The 21,472-nt window shown below is 71.0% G+C and carries 18 protein-coding genes, 1 tRNA gene, 1 other RNA gene and 1 pseudogene; 11 read left to right on the top strand and 10 right to left on the bottom strand.

What is annotated here, in order from left to right; genetic code table 11:
- Nucleotides 1-252: 252 nt before the first annotated feature.
- The 3 genes from BM237_RS24055 to BM237_RS24045 all read right to left on the bottom strand — a co-directional run bounded on the left by BM237_RS24055 (nucleotide 253) and on the right by BM237_RS24045 (nucleotide 2,648).
- Nucleotides 253-483: a CBS domain-containing protein gene (locus BM237_RS24055; RefSeq protein WP_412718670.1), complete on the bottom strand. Its 231-nt coding sequence runs from the start codon at nucleotides 481-483 to the stop codon at nucleotides 253-255.
- A gap of 193 nt (nucleotides 484-676) precedes the next feature.
- Nucleotides 677-2,215 carry a DEAD/DEAH box helicase gene (locus BM237_RS24050; protein WP_093851825.1) on the bottom strand — a complete coding sequence of 513 codons (1,539 nt, stop codon included), beginning with the start codon at nucleotides 2,213-2,215 and terminating at the stop codon, nucleotides 677-679.
- 229 nt (nucleotides 2,216-2,444) lie between these two features.
- Nucleotides 2,445-2,648, bottom strand: coding sequence for a cold-shock protein (locus tag BM237_RS24045; protein ID WP_093851824.1), 204 nt, complete (start codon nucleotides 2,646-2,648; stop codon nucleotides 2,445-2,447).
- A gap of 494 nt (nucleotides 2,649-3,142) precedes the next feature.
- On the opposite strand from BM237_RS24045, the gene BM237_RS24040 reads away from it, so the two are divergent.
- Nucleotides 3,143-3,916 (top strand): aminotransferase class IV family protein, encoded by a 774-nt coding sequence (locus tag BM237_RS24040; protein WP_093851823.1) that lies wholly within the window; start codon nucleotides 3,143-3,145, stop codon nucleotides 3,914-3,916.
- 167 nt (nucleotides 3,917-4,083) lie between these two features.
- Entirely contained in the window at nucleotides 4,084-5,040 is a 957-nt protein-coding gene (locus tag BM237_RS24035; RefSeq protein ID WP_093851822.1) for an FAD-dependent oxidoreductase, read from the top strand.
- A gap of 582 nt (nucleotides 5,041-5,622) precedes the next feature.
- Here BM237_RS24035 and BM237_RS24030 read toward each other — a convergent pair.
- The 3 genes from BM237_RS24030 to BM237_RS30580 form a co-directional block, all read right to left on the bottom strand.
- On the bottom strand, nucleotides 5,623-6,177 hold the full coding sequence (locus BM237_RS24030) for a PIN domain-containing protein (protein WP_093851821.1): 555 nt from the start codon (nucleotides 6,175-6,177) through the stop codon (nucleotides 5,623-5,625).
- Nucleotides 6,174-7,316, bottom strand: coding sequence for a helix-turn-helix domain-containing protein (locus tag BM237_RS24025; protein ID WP_093851820.1), 1,143 nt, complete (start codon nucleotides 7,314-7,316; stop codon nucleotides 6,174-6,176). The genes BM237_RS24030 and BM237_RS24025 overlap by 4 nt, the downstream gene beginning before the upstream one ends.
- An 827-nt stretch (nucleotides 7,317-8,143) precedes the next feature.
- Entirely contained in the window at nucleotides 8,144-8,515 is a 372-nt protein-coding gene (locus BM237_RS30580; RefSeq protein WP_093851819.1) for an NUDIX domain-containing protein, read from the bottom strand.
- Between the two features lie 296 nt (nucleotides 8,516-8,811).
- Here BM237_RS30580 and BM237_RS24015 point away from each other — a divergent pair, with 296 nt between their 5' ends.
- From BM237_RS24015 to BM237_RS30110, 4 genes and pseudogenes are all read left to right on the top strand, one after another.
- Entirely contained in the window at nucleotides 8,812-9,258 is a 447-nt protein-coding gene (locus BM237_RS24015; RefSeq protein ID WP_093851818.1) for a hypothetical protein, read from the top strand.
- Between the two features lie 7 nt (nucleotides 9,259-9,265).
- Entirely contained in the window at nucleotides 9,266-10,603 is a 1,338-nt protein-coding gene (locus BM237_RS24010; protein WP_093851817.1) for a lysozyme family protein, read from the top strand.
- Nucleotides 10,600-10,944, top strand: coding sequence for a hypothetical protein (locus BM237_RS24005; RefSeq protein ID WP_093851816.1), 345 nt, complete (start codon nucleotides 10,600-10,602; stop codon nucleotides 10,942-10,944). Before BM237_RS24010 ends, BM237_RS24005 begins: the two co-directional genes overlap by 4 nt.
- A 59-nt stretch (nucleotides 10,945-11,003) precedes the next feature.
- Nucleotides 11,004-11,194: pseudogene (locus BM237_RS30110) on the top strand (site-specific integrase); the annotation flags it as partial.
- A 268-nt stretch (nucleotides 11,195-11,462) separates the two neighbouring features.
- On the opposite strand, the gene BM237_RS29030 reads toward BM237_RS30110, so the two are convergent.
- The 3 genes from BM237_RS29030 to BM237_RS23990 form a co-directional block, all read right to left on the bottom strand.
- Nucleotides 11,463-11,660 carry a hypothetical protein gene (locus tag BM237_RS29030; RefSeq protein WP_139238162.1) on the bottom strand — a complete coding sequence of 66 codons (198 nt, stop codon included), beginning with the start codon at nucleotides 11,658-11,660 and terminating at the stop codon, nucleotides 11,463-11,465.
- Between the two features lie 214 nt (nucleotides 11,661-11,874).
- A complete protein-coding gene (locus BM237_RS23995; protein WP_093851815.1) occupies nucleotides 11,875-13,347 on the bottom strand; it encodes an AAA family ATPase in 1,473 nt (490 codons plus the stop codon).
- A gap of 233 nt (nucleotides 13,348-13,580) precedes the next feature.
- Nucleotides 13,581-13,668: transfer RNA gene (locus tag BM237_RS23990), tRNA-Ser, on the bottom strand.
- Between the two features lie 106 nt (nucleotides 13,669-13,774).
- Between BM237_RS23990 and ffs the strand changes: the two genes are divergently transcribed.
- From ffs to BM237_RS23965, 5 genes are all read left to right on the top strand, one after another.
- Nucleotides 13,775-13,871: signal recognition particle sRNA small type (gene ffs, locus BM237_RS23985), an RNA gene on the top strand.
- A 77-nt stretch (nucleotides 13,872-13,948) separates the two neighbouring features.
- Nucleotides 13,949-16,255: a DNA polymerase III subunit gamma and tau gene (locus tag BM237_RS23980; protein WP_093851814.1), complete on the top strand. Its 2,307-nt coding sequence runs from the start codon at nucleotides 13,949-13,951 to the stop codon at nucleotides 16,253-16,255.
- A 173-nt stretch (nucleotides 16,256-16,428) separates the two neighbouring features.
- Nucleotides 16,429-16,764 (top strand): YbaB/EbfC family nucleoid-associated protein, encoded by a 336-nt coding sequence (locus BM237_RS23975; RefSeq protein ID WP_093851813.1) that lies wholly within the window; start codon nucleotides 16,429-16,431, stop codon nucleotides 16,762-16,764.
- A 125-nt stretch (nucleotides 16,765-16,889) separates the two neighbouring features.
- Entirely contained in the window at nucleotides 16,890-17,489 is a 600-nt protein-coding gene (gene recR, locus BM237_RS23970) for a recombination mediator RecR (RefSeq protein ID WP_093657343.1), read from the top strand.
- Complete coding sequence (locus BM237_RS23965) at nucleotides 17,482-18,207, top strand: DUF5063 domain-containing protein (RefSeq protein WP_093851812.1); 726 nt, start codon at nucleotides 17,482-17,484, stop codon at nucleotides 18,205-18,207. The genes recR and BM237_RS23965 overlap by 8 nt, the downstream gene beginning before the upstream one ends.
- 99 nt (nucleotides 18,208-18,306) lie before the next feature.
- Here the strand turns inward: BM237_RS23965 and BM237_RS23960 are convergent, their stop codons facing one another.
- Nucleotides 18,307-21,402: an FG-GAP repeat domain-containing protein gene (locus tag BM237_RS23960; protein WP_093851811.1), complete on the bottom strand. Its 3,096-nt coding sequence runs from the start codon at nucleotides 21,400-21,402 to the stop codon at nucleotides 18,307-18,309.
- Between the last annotated feature and the right edge of the window lie 70 nt (nucleotides 21,403-21,472).

Genomic DNA, 21,472 nt, shown 5'->3' with positions numbered 1-21,472 from the left:
CGGTGACACAGCGGTGAGGGCTCTGCCGAAGCGATTCGGCAGAGCCCTCACCGGGTCCTTGGCGGCGGTTTCCCGCCCGCGCGTCACACTTCTGGGGAGAGAGCGCCTTCGAACAGCGCCGGCGCGGTCCGGAGCGGGGACACCCGCCCGTGCGGTCCCGGCCTGCTCGCCCGATCGGTTACCGGTGCCGGCCGGCGCCCCGCGCCCGTCCGGCCCGAACGGGTGCCGGGCGACGGCACGGCCCGCGGTGTCTCACAGAGCGCGGGAGGGCGCGCCGACCGGGCGAGGCGGACCGGCGGGCGAGGCGGACGGTCCGGCGAGGACGTCCCGCAGGCGGATCCGGTCCGTGTAGGCGGGGCTGTCGCGGAGAACGGTGAGCCGGGCCAGGGTGATCAGGCCCGTGCTCTGGTCGTCCCCGTCGCAGAGGACGAGATGATCGACGCGGGCGCCGGCCATGAGGGACAGAGCCACCTCGATCGTCATGTCGTCACGGACCCAGGGCCCGGACGCGCTCCTGCCGGCGGCCACGGTCCCGGCGGCCACGTTACCGGGGGCCCCGGGACCCCCGGGGGAGGGAACGACCGCGTGGTGTTGCGTCTGAACCGGTGTCAAAGGTGTCTCCTGCCGGAAAGGGGTGGGCCTGTGGTCAACGGGCCTGTGGTCGGCGGGCCCGTGATCACAGCGGACTCGTGGTCGCAGCGGCTCCGGACAGCCGGGCCGGGGCCGGCCGCCGCTGCGCCCCGCGGTGGGCCGCCTCGCCGACGGGCCTGCCCTGCCCCGGGCGGCCCCGCCGGCCCCGGCGGCCCCGGGACGAGGAGGACGCGCCGCGGGAACGCTCCGCTTCCGGCGCGGTGACGACGACCGGAACACCGGAAGGGGCCTGGGCGCCCGTGATACGGCTCAGCTCAGCCTCGCCCGAACGCACCCGGGTGATCCGGGGGGTGATGCCCGCCGAAGCCATCAGCCGGCTCATGCCGTGACGCTGGTCGGGGGTCACCAGGGTGACGACGCTGCCGGACTCGCCGGCGCGGGCGGTGCGACCACCGCGGTGCAGGTAGTCCTTGTGGTCGGCGGGCGGGTCCACGTTGACGACCAGATCGAGGTTGTCGACGTGGATGCCGCGGGCGGCGACGTTGGTCGCCACCAGGACCGCCACATGCCCGCTCCTGAACTGGGCCAGGGTCCGCGTGCGCTGCGGCTGGGACTTGCCGCCGTGCAGGGCCGCGGCGCGGACACCGCTGCTCAGCAGGTGCTTGGTCAGCCGGTCCACCGCGTGCTTGGTGTCGAGGAACATGATCACCCGGCCGTCCCGCGCCGCGATCTCGGTGGTCGTCCGGTGCTTGTCCGCGCCGTGCACATGGAGTACGTGGTGCTCCATGGTGGTGACGGCGCCCGCCGACGGGTCGACGGAGTGGACCACCGGGTCCGTCAGATAGCGGCGGACCAGCAGGTCGACGTTGCGGTCGAGGGTGGCGGAGAACAGCATCCGCTGCCCGCCGGGGCGCACCTGGTCGAGCAGGGCGGTGACCTGGGGCATGAAGCCCATGTCGGTCATCTGGTCGGCCTCGTCGAGGACCGTGGTGTCGACACCGTCCAGCCGGCAGTCGCCCCGGTCGATGAGGTCCTTGAGCCGTCCGGGCGTGGCGACGACCACCTCGGCGCCGTTCCTGAGCGCGGCGGCCTGCCTGCCGATGGACATCCCGCCGACGACGGTGGCCAGCCGCAGGCTCACGGAGCGGGCGTACGGAGTGAGCGCGTCGGTGACCTGCTGGGCGAGCTCGCGGGTGGGGACCAGGACGAGGGCGAGCGGCTGCCGGGGCTCGGCGCGCTGCCCCGCCGTGCGGGCCAGCACGGCGAGGCCGAAGGCGAGGGTCTTGCCCGAGCCGGTGCGGCCGCGGCCGAGCACGTCACGGCCGGCCAGGGAGTTCGGCAGGGTGGCCGCCTGGATCGGGAACGGCACGGTCACGCCTTCGCGGCCGAGCGTGGCCAGCAGCCGCGCGGGCATGGCGAGATCGGCGAACGCCCCGACGGCGGGCAGCGCGGGCGTGACCGTCCTCGGCGGAGCGAACTCGCCCTGCACGGCCCGTCCGGCCTGCCGGTTTCCGTAGCCCCCGGAACGGCGCGGGCCACCGGAGCGGCTGCCGCCGGAGCCCCCTCCGAAGCGGTCGTACGTGCGGGATGTGCGGGATGTGCGGGATGTGCGGGCACTCTTCATGGGGAACCTTCCTTGGTGCGGCGCGTGGCAAGGAATTCCCGCAGCAGACGAGTGGCGCAGAGAATCTCGAGACGAGCCGAAGACGATGTGGGCCGATACGGGCCGGCGGGGGAAAGGGTCACCGGCCGGTGGGCGGTGGATCCTTTCCCGCCGCGTGCCCTGAAACGCGGCGAGCCGGGGCCCGCACCCTCAGGTGCGGGCCCCGGCTGCGAAGTACGCGTCGCCGGTGTCAGGCGGAAACGATGTTCTCGGCCGTCGGGCCCTTCTGGCCCTGCGCGATGTCGAACGACACCTTCTGGCCTTCCAGCAGCTCGCGGAAGCCCTGGGCGGAGATGTTCGAGTAGTGGGCGAAGACGTCGGCGCCGCCGCCGTCCTGCTCGATGAAGCCGAAGCCCTTTTCCGCGTTGAACCACTTCACGGTGCCAGTAGCCATTTCATTTCTCCTTCGGAGGCGGTTTCAGGGATTCACCCTGTGTGAATCCCGTGTCGCCGTGATGATTACCTCGTCGGAAATGAACCTTCTGGCAACCACACCTGCAACTGAGATCGACAGTAGCACGGTGCGATCGGCCCTGCACGGTCGATAATTTCCCTCCGGTCCGCGGCCGGGGAATACTCGCCGCGCGCCGCGTCTATTTCTCATGTCGCGGGCACAGATATTGCTGTTCGCGGACGCGGTCTTTCTTCCGCGTGCTTCCGCCCGCACCTCTGTGACCTCAGCCGCAGGCGGATCCGCCGCCGCTGCCGGCGGCGGCAGCGGGCGCAGCGGCGAACGCGCCCGGCCTCCTCTGCCGCGACGAAGGTCACATCCCCGCGGGGAGCGCGAGGAGTGCGAGGAGCCTGTACCGAGGCCTGGAAGCCCGTACCCGGTCAGCCGGATGTCCGTCTCGCCTGTGCTCGTCGGCTGCGGGTGCCAGGCTGGGGGGCATGGCGGAACTCAACGGCGAGCCGGTCGGCCCCGATGCCCTTCAGACCCTGGCGCTGACCAACTACGGCCACTTCACGTCGATGCGCGTCGAGCAGGGCCGGGTACGCGGCCTGTCCCTGCACCTGGACCGGCTGGTGCGCGACTGCCGGGCGGTGTTCGACACCGACCTCGACCCCGAGCGCGTCCTGGAGTTCGTCCGCAGGGCCGTTCCCGGGGCCGGGGCCTGTGTCGTCAGGGTGACCGTCTTCGATCCGGCGCTGGACCTGGGCCGTATCGGGGCGGACGCGCACCCGCACGTGCTGGTGACCACCCGCGGCGCGGGCAGTCTGCCGCTTCCGCCGCTGCGGGTCCGGTCGGCCGTGTACACCCGGGACATGCCCGGGGTGAAGAGCGTCGGGCTGTTCGGCTCGCTGCGGCACCGGCGCGCGGCACAGCGCGCGGGCTTCGACGACGCGCTGTTCGTGGACGGCCGGTCCATGATCTTCGAGGGCGGCACCTGGAACATCGGTTTCGTCCGGGGCGGGCAGGTGGTGTGGCCGGACGCGGAGTGTCTGGCCGGCATCACCATGCGGCTGCTCCAGCAGGTCCGTGCCTCGGTCTCGGCCCCCGTGGGACTCGCCGACGTCACCGGGTTCGACGCGGCCTTCGCCACCAACGCCGCCGTCGGTGTCCGGGCCGTCGGCCGCCTGGACGACCTCCTACTCCCGGAAACGCACCCGCTGATCGAGGAGCTGCGCGAGCAGTACACCGGGATCCCCGGGGACCCCCTGTAACGGTGTCGCCGGCGATGGCCCCGGGACGGTGGGAAACCGGCAGCTCACAAGGGGGAGAGGCCGAGGTGGCACCCGTCGCCTGGTGGGGGCCGGTCAACTTGTCACCGGTGAGCAGGTGATGGGGCGACTGGCCGCGTATGCCGGGGCTCCGGTGCTGGAATAGCCCCATGGCCGACACCTCACCCCCGTCTCCGTCCCCGTTCCGTGCCGGTTCGTCCGCCACCCGTGACACGGATCTGATCGTCGTGGGTGGTGGTCCGGCCGGTTGCGCCGCCGCCCGGATGGCCGCCGGTGTCGGCATGCGCTCGGTGCTGGTCGAGCCGGACCGGCTGTGCCGCAACCTCTACCGGATCCCGGCCCTGAACAACGTCCTGGGCGGCCACGCCAGCGGTCCCGGGCTGGCCGAGGCCATCACCGCGGAGTTGAAGGACACGCGGCTGTGCCGCCTGGAGCTGGGCCGGTACGTCACCGAGTTGCGTGCCGACGCGGACCGGGTGACCGCCACGCTCGACACCGGCGCCCGCCTGACCGCCCCGTACGCCGTCGTCGCCACCGGCACCGGGCCCCTCCAGCCCCGCGACGCCGCCTGGATCACCGCCCCTGGCGGCCTGACCCTGCCTCCGCTGTGGCAGGCCGGTGAGGCCGATGCCGAGGGCCGCACCCTCCTCGTCCTGGGCGGTGACCGCCCGATCGGCACTTTCCTGCGTGCCCACCCGGCCACCGGTACGCGCCTGCTGGTGGCGTATCCGGCGGCCGACGATTACAAGGTCGAGGAGATCCGCGAGGACCCCCGGGTCACGCTCCTGCCCGTCGGGCACCTGACGCTGGAGCCCGGAGAGGGCGCCGCGGTGTCGGCGGAGGTGGTGGGCCGGGGTGGTGAGCGGCGGGCGGTCGTGGCGGACGCCGTCTACCTCGGCATCGGCAACGCGCCGGCCGCTCCGCCCGGCGATCTGGTCCGCGGTGCGGACGGGTACTGCCCGCCCGCCGGGCAGCATCCCCGTGTCGTCGTGGCCGGCGATCTGCGCTCCGCCCGCTTCCAGCGGATCATGACCGCCCTGGGCTCCGGAAGCGAGGCCGCACTGCACGCCTACTACGCGACCAGGGAACCGCTCACCGAGAGCTGAGCCACACCGCACCGCAGCGAAGCGATCACGGCGGCGGCGGTGACGCCTTCCTGGAGCCCCGGGAGGGCGACTGAGACGGAAACCGGGACGGAACACGTCGAGGGGCCCCACCGCGGACGGTGGGGCCCCTCGACATCGTGCCCGGTGAGGCACTGGCGGAGGATACGAGATTCGAACTCGTGAGGGGTTGCCCCAACACGCTTTCCAAATGTTCGTTCCATCGTTCGCGGAAGCCCGGGCCCGTTCTGACCTGCGGCGGAGTGGTCAGATTGGGTCGGTCCGGACGGGGGCGGACGGGTCCGAATGAGACCAGAACTGAGACCGGGGCTGCCTGGCCGGTGTGGAGGTGTGGCGAAATCAGGAGCAGGCAGCCCCGGACCGGGTGCCGGACTGGTTCTTCTTCCGGGGGCCGTTGGCCTTCAGGCTCCGCTCTCGCCTGAAGGCACAGGCTGTGGAGGGCGCCCTGCCGGGGAATCTGTGTGCCGAGACGCTCTACGTGTCCATCAAGCGGCTGGGCGGACCGCTCGGCCCCAGGTGGGGCTCTCGGCCGAGCGTAGTGCGGCCGGACGGCTCCTCAGTCATTCACAGTTCTTCGTAGTCCAGAAGACCGTGTTCAAGAACATGCCGACGGAAGCCTCCCCGAGCGAAAGGCAGGAAGTATTCCCCTTCGAGTAGATCGTCGGCAAGCTGCTCGACCATCACCATTGTGAGTTGCTTCGCACGGACCGCTTCGCACAGCATTGGAACAGTTGCCGTGACCTTGATCCGTTCTTCTTCTGCGATCTGGCGCGGGACAGCGTCGTCCAGGACAAGTTCACAGCCGTAGATTTTACCCATGGCGAGAACTCCGCATTCACCGACGTTTTTTCCGTCCACGACGAGCCGGTCATGGTAGCCGGCAAACGCTTCCGTATAGTGGGAGGATGTCGAACGGTAGACATTTACCCAATCAGCATCGAGCGCCTGCCCTACGGCCGGCACGGAGTCGCGAGCCTCGTTTAGTTCCCGCGCTACGCTGTCGGGGATATAAACCTTCCGTTCCCCGGCGAGAAACCGAAGGACAGCCAGCCAGCCTTGTGTGGCAAAATGCCGCAGCGGCCCGGTATCGAAAACCAAGGCATCGTCGGGAACCGTCACGATACGAAGTTCCAGATTTCGTCAGGTCGCCGCGTGCGAATGCGCGGCAGATCCGCATCGTCAAAAGTTCCTTGAAGTAGCTCAAGAGCGCGATCACGGCTGATCCGTTCGTCCCGTACGAGTTGCAGGACAGCACGAGCAAACGGACGAGGCACCGTGGTGCCGGCGAGTTCCTCGAGCGGGACGTAGAGATTCATCTCGACCATGTCGGCCTGGGTCGTGCGAAACCCGCGCACCGCAGTGACTGTGTCACTGTCGGCCAGGCACAGTTCTTTCAGCCGCGTAGCCAGGGTGGCCATATCGACCCGAAATTCACTGGCCAACAGAATCGCGGCACGGCGCTCCCCGTGCAGGCCGGCCTTCTCCCGCCATGCGCGACCGACCGCATCCTTCGGCAATAGAAGCGCCCGGGCAAAACGATCGAGGCGCGACTCCATCGGGACGACGATGTCCGAATGTCCAGCCACTCTCCAGTCGACCGTATATTCGTCTTCGATCAGGTAATGGCCGACTTCGTGCGCGAGCGCGAGCCTTCGACGACCGACTTTCATGTGACTGTTGACAAGAGTCACGCCGCCACGTCTCAACAGAATTGTCCCTGCGTCGGCCGTGTCCTTTCCGATGTCCCGCGAGAATGCCAGGAGCCCGATGGCGGTAACCTTGTCAGACAGCTGATGGACAGGTTCGTCCTTTGACAGTCGCATGAGTGCGCGCACCGTCGCAGCCAGCTCTTCGGCCTCGACGTTGTTCGACGGCGGCGTGATGCTGGCTTCGGTGACTGCGTCGGCAGCCGTAAGACCTAGCTCCTCAACTCCCAGCTTGTCCAGGAACTCGACCTCACCGGCCAGATTGGCGAGTAGCGTGTCGATGCGTGAGTCGACCGTGTCCAGACCCTGGCTCGACCTGTGAGAGACAAGTGCAGGAGTGGGGTCCTCGAAGAAGGTCGACATGCGAACGCCAAGCGCAGCAGCGATGTCCGACAGTTCGAGCGCTGTGACCCGGCGAACGCCTGCCTCGAGCTTGTTCACCATCGTGCGCTCGAGGTTCACGACCCGGCCAAGCTCTTCCTGGCTCATGTCTGCGCGCTTTCGGGCATCCCTGATGCGTTCACCAAGCACGCGTGCATCGATGTCTGCCATGCGTGCGATTCTCGCACGTAGGCTGATGCGTGTCGAGACGCCCCCGTTGTCAAGCCCTACCCTGTGACGTTCCCGGGGTGGCGTTGACTCGGCTCTCACCTCGGCGAAACCAGAGCCGTGTCGGCGGGTCGGTGGATTGTCCAGTACAGACGCAGGCGGCGTTCGGTGGATGTCCCATGGACCTGCGCGAGGTCGATAACCGGCAACGGGTCTTCCAGTCGGAGACGGACCGCCAGCCGGGCCAGGCCGGAGAAGGGGCCGCCGAATGCGGCCAGTTCCCAGTCGAGAAGGATCAGACGGCCGACGGACCAGGTGGCCGGGCTGGATGCCGTGGTGCAGAAGCCGGGGCTGGATGTCCAACGCGGTGGTGTTGATCTCTTCGTGCAGGTCCTGAGCTTCGCAGACCAGGTATGGAGCGGCGTTTTCGTAAGGGTTGAGGCGGCTGTGAAGGCAGGCGGGGCAGGTCGGGTAACGGGGTGCGCCCGCCACCCGGCCTGCGTGGCCACCTGATACGCGGTGGATGGTTTTCAAGGCGCGGCGAGTTCGGCGAGGAGCTGTCCGGCGGGGACCGGCTCGGCGGTGACGAAACTCTGTGCCGTCCACGGTGGATCACCACCCGTGTGGCCCCGAGCAGCCGCGGTGTCGGAACGCCGTGGGCGACGAGGAGACGGAGAGCCATAACCTCGTTCGCGGCGCGGGCGGAGTCGCCGTAGTACTTGAGCACGCATGATGTCGGGGCGTCGACGAGCCAGACCCGGTTGGCCTGTCCGGTGGTGATCTCGCGTGCGGTGGGCGGAACGCGCCCGTCGACGGCCGGTCCGGGCGGGTCAGGCGACACCGCCGAGGTAGCCCGGTGGGGATCTCGTCGGAACCGGCCGGAGCGGTGATCGGGGCGCGAAGCGCATGCGGCAGGAGGTTGGCCGAGGGGACCTTCTCCAGCGGCACCCACTCCAGACCGGTCTGAACGGTGTCGGCTTCCTGGCGGCCGAGGGCGGTGGGGGCCGCCGGTCGGAGGTGATGATCAGGCCGGTCTCCTCGTACACCTCGCGATGGGCGGCGTCGGCGAGGTTCCCGCCTGGGCGCTGTCCGCCGCCGGGCAGGAAATAGCAGTTCTGGCCTTCCCAGACGGCGCGCACGAGTAGGACGTGGCGGGACGGCCCTGGCGGAGGTGCGGATGACGGGGTGACGGTCTCGGGCATGAGCTTTCCGGTCTTCCTTCTCGCTCCACCGCGCCGTCCCCGCGTGCCCTGGGGCTCGGGTCCGATCCTGCTGCCAGACACCGAGGGGCGGGCGGAGTCCCCCTGACGCGCGGGAGCGGCGCCCTTCGCGCAAGCTTACGGCCGTGCGGGAGCCCCGCCGGACGGCACAGTGGGCGGGGGGTGGAGTGGCCGGGAACATATCGCCGTACGGCCGCCGCAGCCGCTCCCGTGGCAGGACCGACGGTCGCAGGCACAACGACCGGCCGATGATCTGGTGCGTTGAGGGGGAGCCAGTGATGTCTTTCGACGAGGAATGGGCCGAACTCGTAGCCGCAGCCGCCGCCAGGCGCGACACCGCGCGGACGCGGCTGAACGGAGTGCCGAACGAAGGCCCCGGGCCCTCGGGGGCGCCCGGGGACGGGTTCTCGGTGAGCGCGCAGTCCATCGACGGAAGCTCGCACCTGCTGGTCGAGATCGCGGGGCTCCTCCACGCGGGGAGGATGGACGGCGAGAACGCGACGATGTGCCGGGTGCCGCGCGCTCACCCCGAGGTGGCCTCGAAGGTCACCACCTTCGCCCGCTACTCCCAGGAACTCTACGGCGACATGGTCACGCTCCTGGCCGCGCTGTCCAGCAGGCTGAAGTCCGCCGGCGACGACTACACGGCGTACGACGCGGACGTCCAGCAGCAGATGGACACCATCCTGGCCTCGGGCCGGTTCGTGGCCGCCGAGGACCGGTGACCCGGCCATGACCTACCGCGGATCCGTGGAGTTCCTCCAGGACGCCAACCCGGCACTCATCGACCGCAGCGCCGAGGAGTTCCGGCGCCTGCACAACCTGATCGAGTCCACCGACGACTCCTTCCGCAAGGCCGGGAAGATCGACTGGGTCAGCGAGGCCCACGACCGGTACACCAGGCGGCTGGACGAGGCCCGGCAGATCTCCGAGGCTCTCTCGGCGAGCTTCCGCGAGGTGTGGAAGGCCCTGTCCGCCTACGCCGACGCGGTCACCACCGCCAAGGACCACTACGCGAGCGGCAAGCACACCGAGGACAAACTCGCGGATGTCATGGCACGGGAGGCCACCGCCGTCACACCGACGGCCCGCGCGGCCGAGCCGCTGCGGCAGTGGGAGGACCTGCGGGCCGGCACCGGCTTCCTGGACTTCCTGGCGGAGCTGACCGTCGACGTCGACGCTATCCGCGAAGAGGCCGAGGACTACTACAACAAGACCAAGGACCACTACGGCAACGCCCTGCGGGTGGAGTCGGAGGCGCGCGAGAAGTGCGTGGCCGACATCAGGGCGGCCTACCGGTCCCTGCCCGACTTCCGCGGCACCATCCCGGACCCGCTGAAGTTCCTCAACGGCCTGGACGCCCTGCGCCCCGAGGTGCGGCAGGCCGCCGACGACCCCAACGTCCAGCTCCCCGGCTCCGGCACGAAGGTGGACGCCATCCCCACCACAGGTGAGAACGTGGTGGTCTCCGAGACCCTGTACCGGATCCGGACCAGGATCGACGGCCTGCCCGAGGGCCAGGGGAACAACTACTGGCTGCCGTCGACCTCCGACGAGGACCGGCGCACGTACATCTCGGCCAACAGGCAACTCATCAAGGCCGCCGCCGAGGACTCCGGGCTGCCGCCCGAGATGGTCGCCGGGATCGCCTGGCAGGAAGTGGCGGGCGACCCCGGCTGGCTGGACGGCGCGGCCTACGAGGGGCGCAGGATCCTTCCCGGCGGCGAGGATCCCGACAGGACCTCGATGGGGCCGATGGCCATCCAGGTCCGCCGGGCCGCGGAGGTACTGGGCTACGATCCCGGCAACCTCACCGACACGCAGCGCAGCACCGTCGTCGAGGCGATCAAGGACCCCGCGCAGAACATCTTCACAGCCTCGGAGTACCTGGCCCAGCTCAAGGCCGAGAGCGGCTTCGCCGACGTACCCCCGGAGCAGATGACCCGCGAGCAGATGCAGGAACTCGCCGCCCGCTACAACGGCGGTCCCTACTACGAAAGCCCTGACGCCCAGGCGTACGGCCGGGGTTTCGAGCAGAAGCTGGACCAGGCGAAGGAGGCACTGAAATGAGCGATACAGCCTCCTCTCCCGCCCCGGCGCAGGGCGGACGGAGGCCGAACACCACCGGCCCCGCCGGCACCGTGGTGGGCGCTGTCCTCCTGCTCCTGGCTCACACGGTGGCGGGCTACCTCGTCTTCCTGGCGTACATGGCCGGGACCGCCAACCCGTGGGAGCCGGACGCCGCCGCACACTCCGGCATCGCCGCGGGACTGGCGCTGCCGGTCACCGGCGTCTCCGCGCTGCTGACCCGGGGGTTCGTGAGGGCCGGGCGCCTGCGCCGGTGGTGGTACGCGCTGCCCGTGCTCCTGGGCCTGGCCGCGCTGCTGCGGCTGACCGTCCTCGCGCCCTGAATGAACCGCCCCGGGTTCGATAGAGATCTCAGTTGGTGACTGTGGCCTGGGGCGGTTCACTGCTCGGCGTCCCGGCTCGCGTCATCGACCAAATCGTGGGGTGGGAACCGGGCACCTCCGCGCGCGGTACCTCCACGTGCCGGACGCCATGCTCAAGGACATGGCCCGGAAGATCGCCGAAGCCATTTGGGGACGCCCGCAGACACCCCCTGTGGACAAAAACCAGGACAACGAGGATCGGACAGCATGACGAAGGGCCCCGCTGGTCACCAGCGGGGCCCTTCGTTTCGGCTGGCCGGCCGTGGCGGAGGATACGAGATTCGAACTCGTGAGGGGTTGCCCCAACACGCTTTCCAACTGTTCGCCCGGGCGTCCGGCGGCGGTCGTATGTGTCCTGACCTGCGGCGGAGCATTCGTATCGGCTCCGTCTGTACGGGGCTGGACGGAGGTGAATGGGACCATGACTGAGACCAGCCCGTCCCCGGCTGCCGGTGGTCGCTGCGAGAGGATCGGGCCGGTCAGGTGAGTGATGAATCCTGGCCTTGGAGAGCTTGCTCCGCGATGACGGCGATGCGTCCGGCCTGCTCTCGTAGCCGGGCAAGCTCAGCAGCCTGCTGCGGTCCTGCCACGGTCTCGGACAGGGTGGCGATGACGGTTTCCTGATGATTGTCGGTGCCCAGCACCTGGGCGGTACGCCGGGGCGGAATGGCATCCACGCTGACCAAGCGGCTCGAATCCGGCGCTGATGGAGTGGTGGGCTCGGGAGTCGGCCGGGCCCCGTGGCGGGGTGCGGACAGTGCCGGAGCAGGCGTGGGTCCGGTCGTCGGCGGGGATTCGGGCGCAGCGCTGTCGGGGCTGTCGAGTACGGTGACCACCGGCTTTCGGCAACAGACGCTTCTACCCCGGCAGTCACGGACGCGTGGGCGTACGTCAGGCCTGGTTGTAGAGGGTCTCCAGGTCGATCAGCCAGATGTCCGGGTTGGTTGCCGCTGCGGCATGCGCCTTGTCGTTGAATCCGGCTCCGCTGAAGCACATGAGCTGTGTGTTCGTGGTGTCGTATCGGCCTGCCAGAGCGATGAGGTCGCGGATGTGCCGGAGACGTTCGATGTGGGCAGCTCCCATGGTGTCGTTCCACTTGGCCTCTCCGATGGCCAGGAGTGGGGGCTTGGCGCCATCCGCGATTCCGATGACCGCCACGTCGACCTCGTTGCCGGTACGGGCCTTGGGGTCGTGAACGACACCGTGTCCGACGCGGGCGGGCAGACCGCCCAAGAACTCGGGGTCGGCGTGATGCAGCGCCCAGTCGCGGCAGACCTGTTCGAAATGGGGCCCGAGGACGTTGCTGACGAAGCGGCGACGGCTGGCCTGCCAGACCCGTCCCGCGCTGCCGGGGCGTTCGAGCTGGTCCCAGACCGGTCGCATGATCGCGTGGTAAAAGCCGATCAGCGGTTCGGCGATCCGGTAGGTGGGCCGGTTGTCGCGGAAGGCATCCGCGTCCCGGTGCAGCAGACCCGCGTCTTCGAGGACGTTGATGGGGTGGGCGATGTCGGTGGCCTTGCGTTCCAGGTAACCGGCCATGCCCCCGCGTGTGGCGTTGCCGTCGGCGACGGCGGCCAGGACGGACAGGTACAGGGCGGTGTCGCGAAGGTCGGGCTCTTCGGCCAGTAGATAGCGGGCCTCGCGGAAGAGGGGGGTTTCGGGGTTGAGGACGGTTCGGACGACCCAGTCGTCGAAGTCGTCCGGTCCGGCGGGCGTGTCGCCGCGTGCGAATTCGCGCCGATAGGCCGGGGTGCCGCCCACGACCGCGTTCACCTTCATGGCCAAGTGGGGATCGGCGATGTCCCAGAACTCGGCGGCGAGGCGGTGGTCGAGGGGGCGGACGACCAGTTCCAGCCCCGCCCGTCCGCGCAGTGGGGCCTTACCCGAGAGCAGCCTGCCCATGAAGGACAGCGCCGATCCGCACAGCAGCAGCCGGGTACGGGAGCCGGTGCGCTGGTCACGCAGCGGCCGCAGCGCCTCCTGGATGATCGATGGCAGCTCGGGGTTGGCCTTGGCGAGGTACGGAAACTCGTCGATCACCACGGGGACGGGCCGCTCGGCGCCGAGCGCGAGCAGTGCGTCGACGGCCTCTGCCCAGTCGGCGAAGTGGAACGGGCTGGCAGGACGGACGTGGGCGGTCAGCGCCGCGCTGATCCGCCGTAGCGACTCGGCATCGGCGGCCTCGGTCGCACCGAAGTAGAACCCTCCGGCAGCACGACAGGCGGCGTCCAGCAGGAACGTCTTGCCCTGGCGGCGGCGCCCGGAGACCACGCCCAGGGTCGCGCCGGGCTGCGGGTCGGTGATGAACCGGCTCAGCGCCGACCACTCGTGGTCCCGGTCGAACATCTCGGCAGGCTTGTCCACGAGCTGCTCCAGGGAGATAGAAGTACGCTTCCATAAAATATACCCCTACCTTCTGGCGTGCCTCGTGATGCGTGCCCGTCGGCCCCGGTGCTTGCCGCTTCCTGAGGAAGTCATGGCATATGGGCAAGAGATGCCGCAAATATCGCGAATGGATGAGACTGGAACTGAGACCAGGGAACGACGAAGGTCCCGGCCGCTGAGCGGTCGGGACCTTCGTTTCGGCTGGTCGGCCGTGGCGGAGGATACGAGATTCGAACTCGTGAGGGGTTGCCCCCAACACGCTTTCCAAGCGTGCGCCCTAGGCCTCTAGGCGAATCCTCCGCCGGAAACATTACATGACGCGGGGGAGTGGTTGCGAACCCGATCCCCGGGGCCCTCCCCGTCCCCCTCCCGGGCCCGAGCACCCTCCGGTATCCGGTAGGCTTGGCGCAGCCCCTCACGTGGCGCCATCTCGCTGAACTCCCCCAGGGCCGGAAGGCAGCAAGGGTAGGTGAGCTCTGGCGGGTGCGTGGGGGGCGCCTGATTTTCCTCCCGCCGACAACCGTGCCCCCCGCTCCGGCGGGGGGCACGGTTGTCGGCGGCGGCCTATATCGTCGGAGGCGTGTCGTCCCTCGCGCTGTACCGCCGCTACCGCCCCGAGGCCTTCTCCGAGGTCATCGGGCAGGAGCATGTCACCGACCCCCTCCAGCAGGCCCTCCGCAACAACCGGGTCAACCACGCGTACCTCTTCAGCGGCCCGCGCGGCTGCGGCAAGACGACCAGCGCCCGCATCCTCGCCCGCTGCCTGAACTGCGAGGAGGGTCCGACGCCGAACCCGTGCGGGGAGTGCCGGTCCTGCCAGGACCTGGCGCGCAACGGGCCCGGCTCGATCGACGTCATCGAGATCGACGCCGCGTCGCACGGCGGTGTGGACGACGCCCGCGATCTGCGCGAGAAGGCGTTCTTCGGTCCCGCCTCCAGCCGGTACAAGATCTACATCATCGACGAGGCGCACATGGTCACCCCGCAGGGCTTCAACGCCCTGCTGAAGGTGGTCGAGGAGCCCCCGGAGCACCTGAAGTTCATCTTCGCGACGACCGAGCCCGAGAAGGTCATCGGCACGATCCGGTCGCGCACCCACCACTACCCCTTCCGCCTGGTGCCGCCGGGCACCCTGCGCGACTACCTCGCCGAGGTGTGCGAGCGCGAGGCCATCCCCGTCGAGGACGGGGTGCTGCCCCTGGTGGTGCGCGCCGGGGCCGGGTCCGTGCGTGACTCGATGTCGGTGATGGACCAGCTGCTGGCGGGCGCCGGCCCGGACGGCGTGACGTACGCCATGGCCACGGCGCTGCTGGGCTACACCGACGGCGTGCTGCTGGACTCGGTGGTGGACGCCTTCGCGGCGGGCGACGGCGCGGCGGCCTTCGAGGTGGTCGACCGGGTGATCGAGGACGGGCACGACCCGCGGCGCTTCGTCGCCGACCTGCTGGAGCGGCTGCGCGATCTGGTGATCCTGTCCGCCGTGCCGGACGCCGGGGAGAAGGGCCTGATCGACGCCCCCGCCGACGTGGTGGAGAAGATGACGGCGCAGGCGTCGGTCTTCGGCCCGGCCGAGCTGAGCCGGGCGGCGGACATCGTCAACGAGGGCCTGACGGCCATGCGCGGCGCGACCTCGCCACGACTGCAGCTGGAGCTGATCTGCGCCCGGGTCCTGCTGCCCGCGGCGTATGGCGACGAGCGCTCCCTCCAGGCCCGCCTGGACCGTCTGGAGCGGGGCGCGAGCCTCGCGGGCGGTCTGGCGGCGGGCGCGGGTTCGGCGGGTGCGGGTTCGGCGCCGGGAGCCCCCGTGGGGGCGCCCCCGGTGCCCCCCGCGCCGCAGGGCCCGCCGCCCACACAGCCCATGCCATCCGTCCAGCCCGCACAGCCCTCCGCGCCCGCGGGCCAGCCGGAGAGCGGACCCGCACCGGACGTCGGCAGGCGGCCCGGCGCCTGGCCGGCGGCGGCACCGGGCGGCGGCGGCCAGGCGGAGCCGCAGGCCCGCCCCGGGGCGTGGCCCGGGCAGCAACAGGCACAGCAGCCGGCGCAGGAGCCCGACCGGCCGCAGGACGACGGTCGGCGCCCCGGCGCCTGGCCCACTCCGGCGTCCGCCCCCGCGCAGGCGCAGTCCCCGGTCGCACCCGCGCCGCAGCCGCAGCCGCAGCCGCAGGCTTCCCCGGCCCCTGCCCAGGCCCCGGCGCCGCCCCAGGGCGGCGCCGACGCCGGGCAGGGCGCCGCGCAGGTGCGGCAGATGTGGCCCGACGTCCTGGAGGCCGTCAAGGGCCGCCGCCGGTTCACCTGGATCCTGCTCAGCCAGAACGCGCACGTGGCCGGATTCGACGGGACGACGCTCCGGCTCGGCTTCTCCAACCAGGGAGCCCGTGACAGCTTCGTCAATGGCGGCAGTGAGGACGTGCTGCGTGCCGCGCTGGCCGACGCGTTCGGCGTGCAGTGGCGGATCGAGTCCGTCGTCGATCCCTCCGGCGGCTCCGCGCCGCCGCAGGGGCAGGCCCCGCACTCCCCCGGAGGCTCGGGAGGCTTCCGCCCGGCCGCCGCCGCGGCGTCCCCCGCCCCCGCCGCGCAGTCCTCCTCCTCCGCGCCGTACGGGCAGCAGCAGCCGACCCGGCAGCAGCCCCAGCCCCAGCAGTCTCAGTCCCAGCAGTCCCAGCAGTCCCAGCAGCCCCAGTCCCAGCACTTCCAGCCGCAGCAATCCCGGCCCCAGGGGCCCGCACCGCGCGGCGACGCCGAGCCGCCGCCTCCGCCCCCCGTGGCGCCGGAGGACGACATGCCCGCCGAGGACGACCCGGATCTGGACGACAGCGCACTGTCCGGCCACGACCTGATCGTGCGCGAGCTGGGCGCGACGGTGCTGGAGGAGCTGTACCACGAGTGACGCCCGCCGACGTGTCCGCGCGTCGGCCGAGGGCGGGAACGGCCTGGGCCCGACGAGGCCAAGAGAGCGGGGAAACGCGTACGCTCAGGGGTACGGAGTACAAGGCGGACGCGTGCGCGGCGAGCACGTGTACGCACCCGCACACGTCGTCGAGCGAGCCAGGAGCGAATCCCGTGATTCCCGGTGGTGGCCAGCCCAACATGCAGCAGTTGCTTCAGCAGGCCCAGAAGATGCAGCAGGACCTCGCCGCCGCCCAGCAGGAGCTGGCCGACACCGATGTCGAGGGATCGGCGGGAGGCGGCCTGGTGAAGGCCACGGTCTCCGGCTCCGGTGAGCTCAAGGGCCTGGTGATCGACCCCAAGGCGGTGGACCCGGAGGACACCGAGACCCTCGCCGACCTGGTCCTGGCGGCCGTCCGCGACGCGAACGCCGCCGCGCAGGAGCTCCAGCAGCAGAAGCTCGGCCCCCTCGCCCAGGGGCTGGGCGGCATGCCGGGCCTGCCTTTCTGAGGACGGCCGGGCACGGACCGCGTGCCGGGTGCATGGTGCACCGAAAAGCGGAAACGAGCGTACGGTCGGCGCGGGGACCGTACGGGAGCGACAAGGGCAGAGCGGGAAGAGTGGAGTAGGCGGCCGTGTACGAAGGCGTGGTTCAGGACCTCATCGACGAGTTGGGCAGGCTGCCCGGCGTCGGTCCCAAGAGCGCGCAGCGGATCGCCTTCCACATCCTGCAGGCCGAACCGGCGGACGTCCGCCGTCTCGCCCACGCGCTGACCGAGGTGAAGGAGAAAGTCCGGTTCTGCGAGGTCTGCGGCAACGTCGCGGAGGCCGAGCGGTGCAGGGTCTGCCAGGACCCGCGCCGCGACCCGTCGGTCATCTGCGTCGTCGAGGAGCCCAAGGACGTCGTGGCCATCGAGCGGACGCGTGAGTTCCGGGGGCGCTACCACGTCCTCGGTGGCGCGATCAGCCCGATCGAGGGCGTGGGCCCGGATGATCTGCGGATCAGGGAACTGCTGGCCAGGCTCGCCGACGGCACCGTCACCGAGCTGATCCTGGCCACGGACCCGAACCTCGAAGGGGAGGCGACGGCCACCTACCTCGCGCGCATGGTGTCCTCCATGGGCCTGCGCGTGACCAGGCTGGCCAGCGGCCTCCCCGTCGGAGGAGACCTGGAGTACGCCGACGAGGTCACGCTGGGACGTGCCTTCGAGGGGAGAAGACTGCTCGATGTCTGAAGCCAAGCCCGAGAACCGAGGCCAGGACCGAGGCCAGGACCGCGATGAGGACCGTGCCCCGGACCACGGCCCGGACCACGGTCCGGACCGCAGCCCGGACGACTTCGCGGTGCAGATCGCGGACCAGGTCGAGAGTTTCCTCGTCGCGGTCACCGAGGTGGCCAAGGGGGACGATCCGGACAGCGCCGTCCCGTACCTGCTGCTGGAGGTGTCCCAGCTGATGCTCGCGGGCGGACGCCTCGGCGCCCACGAGGACATCGTCCCGGAGGAGCGGTACGAGCCGGACACCGGCCCCGAGCCGGACGTCGACGAGCTGCGCATGCGGCTCGCCCGGCTGCTGGACCCGGTGGACGTCTACTCGGAGGTCTTCGACCCGTACGCGCGCAGCGCCCCGGTCGCCTGCCGCATCTCCGACGACATCGCCGACGTGATCACCGACCTGCGCCACGGCATGGCCCACTACCGGGCCGGGCGGATCAGCGAGGCGCTGTGGTGGTGGCAGTTCTCCTACCTGTCCAACTGGGGCCCCACCGCCTCCGCCTCTCTGCGCGCCCTGCAGTCGCTGGTGGCCCACGTCCGCCTCGACACCCCCCTCGACGAGCTGGAGGGCCTGGACACGGACACCGACGCCGACGACCTCCAGCTGGAGAGGGAGGCCGGCGCGGTGATGGCGGCGGAGATCGCCGCTCCGCTGGGCATCAAGCCGGCGCGCGACTGACCCGGGCCCGACGGCCGACGGCCCCGAACGGAGACCGGCCCCGGGCCGGGCGCGGGATGCGCCCGGCCCGGGGCCGGAACGGGAGCCGGTCGGCAGCGGTCAGAACAGGCCCTTGTAGACGTCCCAGCCGGTGCCGATCTCGGTGCGCCTGGTGAAGGTGCCGTCGCCCTTGCCGTCGTTGCGGAAGAGCACGCCGTCGGTGCGCCGCACGACGATGTCGGCGTGGCCGTCGCCGGTGATGTCGCCGACGCCGGCCACCGTGTCGTAGGACAGTCCCCACTTGGCGGAGACCAGGACGCGGCTCTTCAGCAGGCCGGTGCCGGTGCCGTCGTAGCGGAAGAGGGCGCCGTCCTTGCGGTGGGCCAGCAGATCGCCGTGGCCGTCGCCGTTCAGGTCGCCGACGCCGACGATCTTCGTGTACGTCCACCCCGAGCGGATCTTCCTCCCCGCCGCCAGCGTCCCGTCGGCCTCGGCGGCGAACAGGTGGATGTCGCCGGTGGCGATCCGGCGTGCCAGCAGGTCGGCGCGCCCGTCACCGGTCAGGTCGCCGGGCGAGGTCAGCATGTCGTAGGCGTCCCAGCCCGTGCCCAGGCTGGTGTGGGGGGTGTCGAATCCGACCACCTCCCCGCATTCGGGCCGGTAGCCGCGCAGCTCCCCGTCCGGCATCCGGATCAGCAGGTCGTTGCAGCGGTCGCCGTCGAGGTCGCCGAAGGAGACCGGGGTGATCCGGTTCGACCAGCCGTGGAAGCCCTTCTTGCCGGAGAAGCCGCCCGATCCGTCGCCGTGCTGGAAGGTCAGCCAGCCGCCCCGGCTGACGGTCACCAGATCGCCCACCCCGTCCGGCTGCCCGGGCCCGGCGTGGTCGTGGCGTATCTTGCCGGCGCCGCGCAGCACGGTCGTGCCGCCGTAGGTCAGGGCGGGGCCGTGGCCGTCGGCCGGGGTGACCGTCAGCGTCCAGTCGTACCGGCCGTTGGGCAGGAACACGTCCCGGGAGCCGCCCGGGTGCAGCCCGCGCCAGCCCACCTCCAGCCGGCCGTGGGCCGAGCCGCCGGTGGAGGTGCCGACCGTCCGGCCGGTCACCGTGTCCCGCACGGCCAGCGTCCAGCGGTCGGCCGGCTTGGACAGCAGCACCGAGGTCAGCGGGGTGGGTGCGGCCTCGGCGGTGGCCGCCCACACCTCGGGGGCCTTTCTCGGTGCGCCGACGGCGGTCAGCGCGCCGGTGGGCGCGCCGGAGGGCACCAGGTGGACGCGCCCCTGGTCGTCCACCCAGGCCGCGTGGCCGCCGAACTCGTCCACCGTCCAGCGCACCCGGCGCTGTGAGTGCCCGGTGTCGGGCAGCCGGCCGATGACCCGGCCGGAGGCCGCCGCGCCGGTCACGGTGGTCAGCGTCAGGTCGCCGGAGGCGCGGTCGTGGGTGACCAGGTAGCCGTCGCCCAGCAACGTCTCACCGTCCGGCACGGCCACCGTCGTCCCCGCCTCGCGGTCGTGGACCACCGACGGCGCGTCACCGGAGCAGTCGACGTACAGCCACCGGCCCACGGCCTGGAGCTCCTCCGGTACGCAGTCGGCTCCGGTGTCCACCGTCGCGGCCGTCTTCTTCGCGGCCAGGTCGTAGCCGGTGACGGCGCCCGGTTCGTCGCCCGGGGTCCACAGCAGGTCGCCCCACAGCGCGGCCGGGCCCGGATCGCGGGTGAGCACGGGATTGTCGAAGTGCCCGATCCGGTACACGGCCTGCCGTCCGGGCGCGGTGTGGAGCAGATGGCCGCCGGAGACGTCGGTGATCTCACCGCCCGCCTCGGCGGGGAAGGAGAGGTCCCCCTCCGTCTTCCGCCCGTCGATCCGGATCGTGTCCTGCCCGTCGGCCCCCCGGTCCAGCCAGGCGATACGTCCGTCCGCGAGACCGTGGACCCGCGCGCAGCCGGGGTCCTCCGCCGGGCAGGGCCCGTACTGGACGGGGCTGTTGTTGAACAGGGTGCGCTCGCCGAACTCGGGGGCGCCGGTCGTGGCGACGTCCCGCAGCCAGGACTCCCTGCGGCCCCGGCTGTCGTCGGTGACGACCAGCCGTCCGTGGGCCAGTGAGATCCCCCGGATCGTCACGTCCGGGCGCGGCAGCGGTTTGAACGCGGTGACGGCCGGCCTGCCGTCCTCGCCCTCGGTCACACGGTGGATGCCCCAGTCGTCCTCGCCGGTGCGGCCGACGACCACGGCGGAGTGGGAGGGGGCCTTGGTGATCTTCGGGTACGCCTTCGTGAACAGTGTGACCGCCTCGCCGCCGGTCGCCGGTACGGCTCTGACGGGCTCCGTCGCGTGGGACCTGCGGTAGACCAGCCAGTCCCCGACCGCGGCCAGGTGGTGCGCCGGGCTGACGGCGCCGCTCTCCAGCTCGACCTCGGCCGGGGTCGCGGAGAGGTCGTCGCGCGGTACGACCAGGAGGGTGTCGTCGAGGGTGCTGTAGAGCACCAGGTGCTCGGTCGTGAGGACGGCGTGGCCGTAGCCGATCGCGGTCGGTACGGTCCAGCCCTCGGCCTTTCCGGTCGCACGGTCGACGAGGGCGGTCCGATACTGTCCGTCCACATAGATGAGGAAGGCCATGTGCGTCTCGTCGGCCGCTGTGGGCATGCCAACCTGGGAGCCCGGCGGCAGCCCGCCGACGACCACGGTCTCCACGCCGCCGTCGGCCGCCGGGGTCAGCAGGCTCGCCTCCCTGATTGACGCCCCGTTCTCGTCGGTGACGGTGCGATGGACGGCGACCGTCGAACCGAAGACGCCGTAATCCCCGTACCCCTCGGGGATCTCCAGGGTGCGCGACGTCCCCTGGGCGGCGTCCCACAGGGTGATCACTCTCCCTTCCCTCTGGGCGAGTGCGTCACTGCCGGTCGACCAGGGCGAGGTGAGCCCGTGCCGCTCGGAGACGGGGACGGTCTCGCCGTCGGAGTAGCGCGTCCACTGCAGGCCGGAGCGGCCCTCCATGGTGTGGAAGAAGCCCTCGGCCCCGGCGCCGTCCCTGCCCCACCGGGTCTCCGCCCTGTAGGGGACCACGGAGACGTCGGTGGTGCGCTCGGTGGCCGGGACCACCGTCTCCTGCGGGGGGTCCGACGCCGAGGCCGACGCCGGGGCAGGGTCGAGGGCGAGCAGACCGGTCGCCAGCGAGAGCGCGGTGGCAGTCGCCAGGGCGAGACGGACGTGCTGGTGCATGCGGGAACACTCCTGCTGCCTGCGGGGGGCGTGGTGCGGCCCCGGTCGATGGGGTGATTTCCGCCCAACA

Origin of the sequence: Streptomyces mangrovi (genome assembly GCF_900114215.1) — a bacterium.
Taxonomy (GTDB): Bacteria; Actinomycetota; Actinomycetes; order Streptomycetales; family Streptomycetaceae; genus Streptomyces; species Streptomyces barkulensis.
Note: the sequence above shows the minus strand (reverse complement) of the source record. Positions and strands in the feature narration are given on the sequence as shown.

Excerpts from the sequence above, each read along its gene's own strand:
- BM237_RS24055 (WP_412718670.1), bottom strand. The coding sequence starts at position 483 with ATGACGATCGAGGTGGCTCTGTCCCTCATGGCCGGCGCCCGCGTCGAT.
- BM237_RS24050 (WP_093851825.1), bottom strand. The coding sequence starts at position 2,215 with ATGAAGAGTGCCCGCACATCCCGCACATCCCGCACATCCCGCACGTAC.
- BM237_RS24045 (WP_093851824.1), bottom strand. The coding sequence starts at position 2,648 with ATGGCTACTGGCACCGTGAAGTGGTTCAACGCGGAAAAGGGCTTCGGC.
- BM237_RS24040 (WP_093851823.1), top strand. The coding sequence starts at position 3,143 with ATGGCGGAACTCAACGGCGAGCCGGTCGGCCCCGATGCCCTTCAGACC.
- BM237_RS24035 (WP_093851822.1), top strand. The coding sequence starts at position 4,084 with ATGGCCGACACCTCACCCCCGTCTCCGTCCCCGTTCCGTGCCGGTTCG.
- BM237_RS24025 (WP_093851820.1), bottom strand. The coding sequence starts at position 7,316 with ATGGCAGACATCGATGCACGCGTGCTTGGTGAACGCATCAGGGATGCC.
- BM237_RS30580 (WP_093851819.1), bottom strand. The coding sequence starts at position 8,515 with ATGCCCGAGACCGTCACCCCGTCATCCGCACCTCCGCCAGGGCCGTCC.
- BM237_RS24015 (WP_093851818.1), top strand. The coding sequence starts at position 8,812 with ATGTCTTTCGACGAGGAATGGGCCGAACTCGTAGCCGCAGCCGCCGCC.
- BM237_RS24010 (WP_093851817.1), top strand. The coding sequence starts at position 9,266 with ATGACCTACCGCGGATCCGTGGAGTTCCTCCAGGACGCCAACCCGGCA.
- BM237_RS24005 (WP_093851816.1), top strand. The coding sequence starts at position 10,600 with ATGAGCGATACAGCCTCCTCTCCCGCCCCGGCGCAGGGCGGACGGAGG.
- BM237_RS23965 (WP_093851812.1), top strand. The coding sequence starts at position 17,482 with ATGTCTGAAGCCAAGCCCGAGAACCGAGGCCAGGACCGAGGCCAGGAC.
- BM237_RS23960 (WP_093851811.1), bottom strand. The coding sequence starts at position 21,402 with ATGCACCAGCACGTCCGTCTCGCCCTGGCGACTGCCACCGCGCTCTCG.